The organism is Marinospirillum sp. (assembly GCF_014859565.1).
In genome coordinates this window covers 1-5,508 of record NZ_JACUUA010000207.1, presented here as the reverse complement: position 1 = coordinate 5,508, position 5,508 = coordinate 1, and the positions used below count along the sequence as shown (strand labels likewise).

General features: G+C 51.3%; 7 protein-coding genes. 4 read left to right on the top strand and 3 right to left on the bottom strand.

What is annotated here, in order from left to right:
* Nucleotides 1-26: 26 nt before the first annotated feature.
* Nucleotides 27-236, bottom strand: coding sequence for a hypothetical protein (locus IBX50_RS16575; protein ID WP_292257407.1), 210 nt, complete (start codon nucleotides 234-236; stop codon nucleotides 27-29).
* 77 nt (nucleotides 237-313) lie between these two features.
* Here IBX50_RS16575 and IBX50_RS16570 point away from each other — a divergent pair, with 77 nt between their 5' ends.
* Nucleotides 314-478 carry a hypothetical protein gene (locus tag IBX50_RS16570; protein WP_292257406.1) on the top strand — a complete coding sequence of 55 codons (165 nt, stop codon included), beginning with the start codon at nucleotides 314-316 and terminating at the stop codon, nucleotides 476-478.
* 45 nt (nucleotides 479-523) lie between these two features.
* On the opposite strand, the gene IBX50_RS16565 is transcribed toward IBX50_RS16570, so the two are convergent.
* Nucleotides 524-2,020 carry a RimK family protein gene (locus tag IBX50_RS16565; RefSeq protein ID WP_292257405.1) on the bottom strand — a complete coding sequence of 499 codons (1,497 nt, stop codon included), beginning with the start codon at nucleotides 2,018-2,020 and terminating at the stop codon, nucleotides 524-526.
* Nucleotides 2,021-2,173: 153 nt separating this feature from the next.
* Here IBX50_RS16565 and IBX50_RS16560 point away from each other — a divergent pair, with 153 nt between their 5' ends.
* Genes IBX50_RS16560 through IBX50_RS16550 form a run of 3 tightly spaced genes read left to right on the top strand, consistent with a single transcriptional unit; the run spans nucleotide 2,174 to nucleotide 4,709 of the window.
* Nucleotides 2,174-3,256: a DUF2817 domain-containing protein gene (locus IBX50_RS16560; RefSeq protein ID WP_292257404.1), complete on the top strand. Its 1,083-nt coding sequence runs from the start codon at nucleotides 2,174-2,176 to the stop codon at nucleotides 3,254-3,256.
* Nucleotides 3,253-4,389, top strand: coding sequence for a GNAT family N-acetyltransferase/peptidase C39 family protein (locus IBX50_RS16555; protein WP_292257403.1), 1,137 nt, complete (start codon nucleotides 3,253-3,255; stop codon nucleotides 4,387-4,389). The genes IBX50_RS16560 and IBX50_RS16555 overlap by 4 nt, the downstream gene beginning before the upstream one ends.
* Nucleotides 4,389-4,709: an NGG1p interacting factor NIF3 gene (locus IBX50_RS16550; protein WP_292257402.1), complete on the top strand. Its 321-nt coding sequence runs from the start codon at nucleotides 4,389-4,391 to the stop codon at nucleotides 4,707-4,709. The genes IBX50_RS16555 and IBX50_RS16550 overlap by 1 nt, the downstream gene beginning before the upstream one ends.
* Nucleotides 4,710-4,790: 81 nt before the next feature.
* Here IBX50_RS16550 and IBX50_RS16545 read toward each other — a convergent pair.
* Nucleotides 4,791-5,508: DNA-processing protein DprA (locus IBX50_RS16545; protein ID WP_292257401.1), on the bottom strand; the 718-nt coding region annotated here is incomplete at its 5' end.

Sequence of the window (5,508 nt, the reverse complement as noted above, 5' to 3'; positions counted from 1 at the left end):
GAATGGGTGGCAGCTTTCGTCTGGAATCAGTGGCAGGCTTGGTCTGGAATACGCACCAGTTGATTCGAATAGAGCTTTTCACGGCGCAGTAGCTGACCTAATTCACCATGCTTGCAGGCATCGGCTTGCTGGATGATGGATAACTTGTATTCAGCGCTGAAAGAACGGCGCCCACGTTTTTCCAGAGCGGGATGAGGCTCCACCTTGGGATTAACGCTGGTGACTGGTTTTGGCATTTCTGATCTCCTGGATGCCCTGATTTGTATGTTATCTCAAAATCAGTTGGCTCAGGCTTAGGTTGACACACAGGGCTTTGGCTGTTTTGTTGCCTTTTCATTCATCAGGTTCAGGTGCTGCTCCGGCAGCATTTAAATCCGGAACAAATCAAGCATTATCTTTAAATGCTGCGACCAAGCAGTGGACGGATGATCAGGTTGTTGAACAGCAAAGGCAGGAGTTTCTTTTGAAGCTGGCATAATCTGTTTAATTTAGCCCTCTGCTTTAATTGCAGAAGGCTTTTTAATCAACCCAGCCCGAGTCGTTTTTGTTCCATGCGTCGTAAAAACTCACTCATCACCTGATGGTAAAGATCTTCTTTTAAATAAAGATCCTCCACTTCCGAGTCAATGTTGGGGTTGTCGTTCACCTCAATCACCACCACTCTATCCCCGCTTTGTTTCAGATCCACACCGTATAAACCATCACCGATCAGCTTGGTGGCTTTCAGGGCAATTTTTAACACCTGAGGTGGCACCTGATGCACCGGCAGGGTAGCAAAACCACCGGATACTGCTTCACCGCTGGTATGGTTATAAATCTGCCAGTGGCCTTTGGTCATAAAATACTGGCAGGCAAACAGGGGTTTGTTGTTGAGAATACCAATGCGCCAGTCGTAATCTGTGTACATAAACTCCTGCACCAGCAGGATGGCGGATTGTTTAAAATACAGGGCGGCCTGTTCCAACAACTCTTCTTTGTTGCTGACCTTGACCACTCCTTTGGAAAAGGCTCCATCAGGAACTTTGAGCACAGCCGGGTAAATCATTTCTTCCGCAACTCGGTTCAGCTCTTTTTTACGATCCTTGTATAAAAAGGTGGTTTGCGGCATGGGGATGCCTTTGCTGGCCAGAAGGTCGGCAAGATACACCTTGTTGCAACAACGCAGAATCGAAGTGGGATCATCCATTACCACCATACCTTCCACCTCGGCTTTTTTGGCAAAACGGTAGGTGTGGTTACTGATGGAGGTGGTTTCACGGATAAACAGCGCATCGTATTCAGCCAGATGGCTGAAATCTTTTTTCTCGATCAGTTCAACATCAATACCCAGCTTGCGACCGGCCTTGATAAAAAACTTCAGCGCATCCGGGTCAGAAGGTGGCAGTTTGTCTTCCGGGTCAACCAGAATCGCCAGATCATAACGGTATTTGCGTTTGGTGCTGGGTTTACGCCACACCTTGCGGCTGTAAGCATCCAGTGAGGCAGCAAACAGATCCTCGTCTTCACCACTCAGGTGTTTTAATCCTTCCGGGCGCAGCGCTTCAATCTGCCACTCGTCCCCTTTGCGAAAAGTCATACTCAGAATCGGACAGGGGAACTGCTCAAAAATCTGCCGCGCCAAATCAGCCAAGGGTGTAAAACGAGTCTGACCAAAACACAGGGTCACTTCCAGGCGCTGGTTTTCTTCCAGCTGCAGTTTTAACTGACTGTTACGGCTGACCAGTTTGTTCAGTGACGCATTCAGGCTCTCCATGTTCAGACCATAAATGGACTTTTTGCCCAGATCATTAATGGTTCTGATGGAGGGAATCACCTTGTGCCCGCGTGCCTCAGCCAGCAGAGAAGTGTAATAACCATAACTGAGGTAGCGGTAGCTGTTGCACAGGTTGATCACCTGAGTCGGTGAAGCATCGGTGCGACTGCCTTGTGCCAGATAATCGTGGGCAGTCAGCAGGTTTTCGGTGGGGTAGTAGGCTACCCAGTCAGCAGTTTTATCAACAATGATTTTCAAACGGGTCATGGGCTACCTCAGAGAGCATTTAACCCTTGCACTATCAGGCTGAATGCTGCGCGATGCAAGCGTCTGAGTGGATTTTTTCACTGCTCTGGTGCTGCTGCAAATGACCGCGTAAGCTAAGATGAATTGTCTCCATGTAACCCAGAGGTTGCTTTTATGTCCGGTTATTTTCAACCCAGTTATTCAGCAGCCCGCAAAGCCTTTTTGCGCGGTGTTGGCGCTGATTCCCGCCTGAGCTGGCAGCGTACTGTACAGCATCCCCTGCATGGTGCTGAAGGTGAAAAACTGGCGATGGATGTTGCCTGGCTGGGGCCGGTTAATGCAGACAAGCTGCTGATTGTGCAGTCAGCCACGCATGGTGTTGAGGGTTTTGCCGGATCAGCCATTCAGTCGGCGCTGTTGCATCAGTGTGAAGCCTTGCCGCAGGGTACTGCACTGCTGTTAATCCACGCCATGAATCCCTGGGGTTTTTCCCATAAACGCCGGGTGGATGAGGCGGGGATCGACCTGAACCGTAACTTTGTTGATTTTAACCATCGACCGGAAAACCGGGGTTATGAAGAAATCCATAGCGCACTGATACCCCAGCACTGGGATCAAGCGAGTCTGTTACAAGCGGATCAGCGCTTGCAGGATTTTCGTGAAGTGTATGGGGCGCAGATTTATGAAGAAGCGGTCAGTGGTGGGCAATACACCCATCCGGCGGGTTTGTTTTATGGTGGCAAGGCACCCAGCTGGTCAAGAGTGCAACTGGAGCAACTGGCAGCAGAACTGAGGTTGGCAGAGCGCAAACAGGTGGCCATTATTGATGTGCATACCGGCCTGGGTGACTACACCGTGGGTGAGGTGATCTGTGATCATCCGCCGGGAAGCCTGGGTGTGCAGTGGGCCAAACACTGGTATGGCACGGCGGTTACCGAGCCTTTTCTAGGTACTTCATCTTCGGTGCCGAAGCTGGGTTTGATTGATTTTTTCTGGCACCAGTTGCTGCCGGATCGTTGCTGTTTTGTCACCCTGGAGTTTGGCACTGGCTCCACGGAAGACCTGTTTAATGTATTACGAGCGGATCACTGGCTGGCTTGCCAGCCGTTTGGCTCAGTGAGTGAAGATTTAAAACAACAAATCCATCAACAGCTGCTGGAGCATTTTTGCCCTGCTGCTGAAGACTGGCAGCAGGAAGTCATCCGTCAGGGACTGCTGCGGGTGAGTCAGGCGCTGGCCGGTCTAGCCTCATTATGAAATCCATTCCTTCAGTGATGAGTTTTCGGGAAGCCCAGCTGGATGATTTACCCAGTCTGCTGGCGCTGGAAGCACGCTGCTTCAGTGGTGACCGTCTCAGCCGTCGGCAGTTTCGCTGGTTGATGCAAAAGGGTCATGCTGCCATTCAGCTATTGGAAGCAGAAACACCCACCGGCAAGGTGCTGGCCGCTTATCTGCTGCTGCTGTTCCATCGTGGTACAGCGTTGGCGCGGGTGTATTCAGTGGCTGTTGATCCAGACTGGCGCGGGCAGGGGCTGGGTGAACAACTGATGCAGGAAGCTGAGAAGTTGGCACTGGATGAGGGGTGCTCAGCCCTGCGGTTGGAGGTACGTACAGACAACAGTAAAGCCATCACCTTGTATGAACGTCTGGGTTATCGTCAGTTTGGGCAGTATGCGGATTATTACGAAGATCATGCTGCCGCGCTGCGGTTTCAGAAGCGTTTGCGCAAGGCTCCGGGTGGCCTGGTGCGGGATGTACCCTATTATCAGCAGACCCTGCCTTTTACCTGTGGTCCGGCCTCCTTGTTGATGGCAATGAAAGCTCAGGACGCCGCAGTGGAAATGACCCGTCAGCATGAGCTGCAATTATGGCGGGAGGCCACCACCATTTTTATGACCACCGGCCATGGTGGCTGTGGGCCGCGGGGGTTGGCACTGGCAGCCTGGCGCCGTGGTTTTGATGTGCAGCTGTGGCTGAATGTGGAGGGCTCGCTGTTTATTAACGGGGTGCGTAATGCCACCAAAAAGAGTGTGCTGGAGCTGGTGCATCAGGATTTTTCTGAACAGTTGGCACAAACAGGTGTTCTTGAACATCGAGCAGAAGTGACCCAGCAGGATTTACAGCGAGTGCTGGAAGAGGGCGGTGTGCCACTGGTATTGATCAGCTCCTGGCGTTTTAGTCGTCAGAAGAGCCCACACTGGGTGGTTATCACTGCGATGGATGATCAGTTTATTTATCTGCATGATCCAGAAGTGGATGAAGACGACCAGAAAACCCGTGTGGATACCCAGCAGGTGCCGGTGGCACGGCTGGAGTTTTCCCGCATGGCCTGTTTTGGTCGGGAAAAACTGCGAACCGCTGTGGCGGTTTACCCCAGACGGAGTGAGTAATGTACAAACTGGCTTTTTTTGTACCGCTGGAAAATGCTGAAGAGGTCAAGGCTGCAGTCTTTGCCACCGGAGCGGGGCGGATAGGTTTATACGAACACTGCTGTTTTGAAACACTGGGCACAGGCCAGTTTCGTCCGCTGGCGGGTGCCCAGCCCCATCTGGGACAGGTGAATCAGCTGGAAAAAGTGCAGGAATTAAAGGTGGAGCTGGTGTGTGAAGCTGCTTTGATTCGTGCCGCTGTGGCTGCCATGAAGGCAGCACATCCCTATGAAGAACCCGCTTATGAAGTCTGGCGACTGGAGGATCTTGGTTTCATATAATAACGGCAACTCATTCATCAGATAGTCTGCTGAGACTTGCTGAACCAGGGTTTCTTCAGCCATGGCCATGAGTAAATCCTTCTATTTCATGTTCTTGATTTGATAACTTACAGGGCGATTGAGCTTCTTCACCACTCCATCATCAACAGCACGTTTCAGCCATTCAGTTAACTGAGATTTATGGAGCTGTGTGATTTTAAGCAGCGCATCGACAGTTACTGGCTTCTCAGCCAATCGCTGAAGCTCGGCGGTGAACAGCTGATAGAAATCGACAGGCTCAGATTTAATCTCAGGGTTAGAATCAGCCTCGGCAAACAATTCAGGCTGTGCAGGCAGAGAAAAGAGGTCACCTATTGGCTCCTTCACCTGATTCGCAAGGCTAGATTCATTGCCTATTAAATCTGCAATCTTAAAGGTCTGCGTATCTGCCTCCAGCCAGCAGCCACCTTTGGCGACCAAGTCGGCATTGGCTGCATCTTTGTCCGTTGTCTGCTTAACCCACAACGGCACCCAGGATTGTTTCAAATTTTCTTCTGCACCGTTAAGTGTGCCACCTTTTTTACCAGAGTGAATCACCAGAGAACTGTCCGCTAGGCAATAGATGTATTTGTTGCGAGCCATGGCGTTACCCGCGCTGAATCCTGCCTCGGGGTAGAAGGGTGATACCAGCACCGCATGACCATCCATCAAGCCTTTGCGCCATTTGCTGCTGGTTGCTGCTTTTAACAGGCTATCGGCCATCACACCGATCACCACGCCGCCTTGTCTCACAGCCCCTAGCATCGCAGCCTCATCGACA

Coding starts and splice junctions, on each gene's coding strand:
- IBX50_RS16560 (WP_292257404.1), top strand. CDS start 2,174: ATGTCCGGTTATTTTCAACCCAGTTATTCAGCAGCCCGCAAAGCCTTT.
- IBX50_RS16565 (WP_292257405.1), bottom strand. CDS start 2,020: ATGACCCGTTTGAAAATCATTGTTGATAAAACTGCTGACTGGGTAGCC.
- IBX50_RS16550 (WP_292257402.1), top strand. CDS start 4,389: ATGTACAAACTGGCTTTTTTTGTACCGCTGGAAAATGCTGAAGAGGTC.
- IBX50_RS16575 (WP_292257407.1), bottom strand. CDS start 236: ATGCCAAAACCAGTCACCAGCGTTAATCCCAAGGTGGAGCCTCATCCC.
- IBX50_RS16555 (WP_292257403.1), top strand. CDS start 3,253: ATGAAATCCATTCCTTCAGTGATGAGTTTTCGGGAAGCCCAGCTGGAT.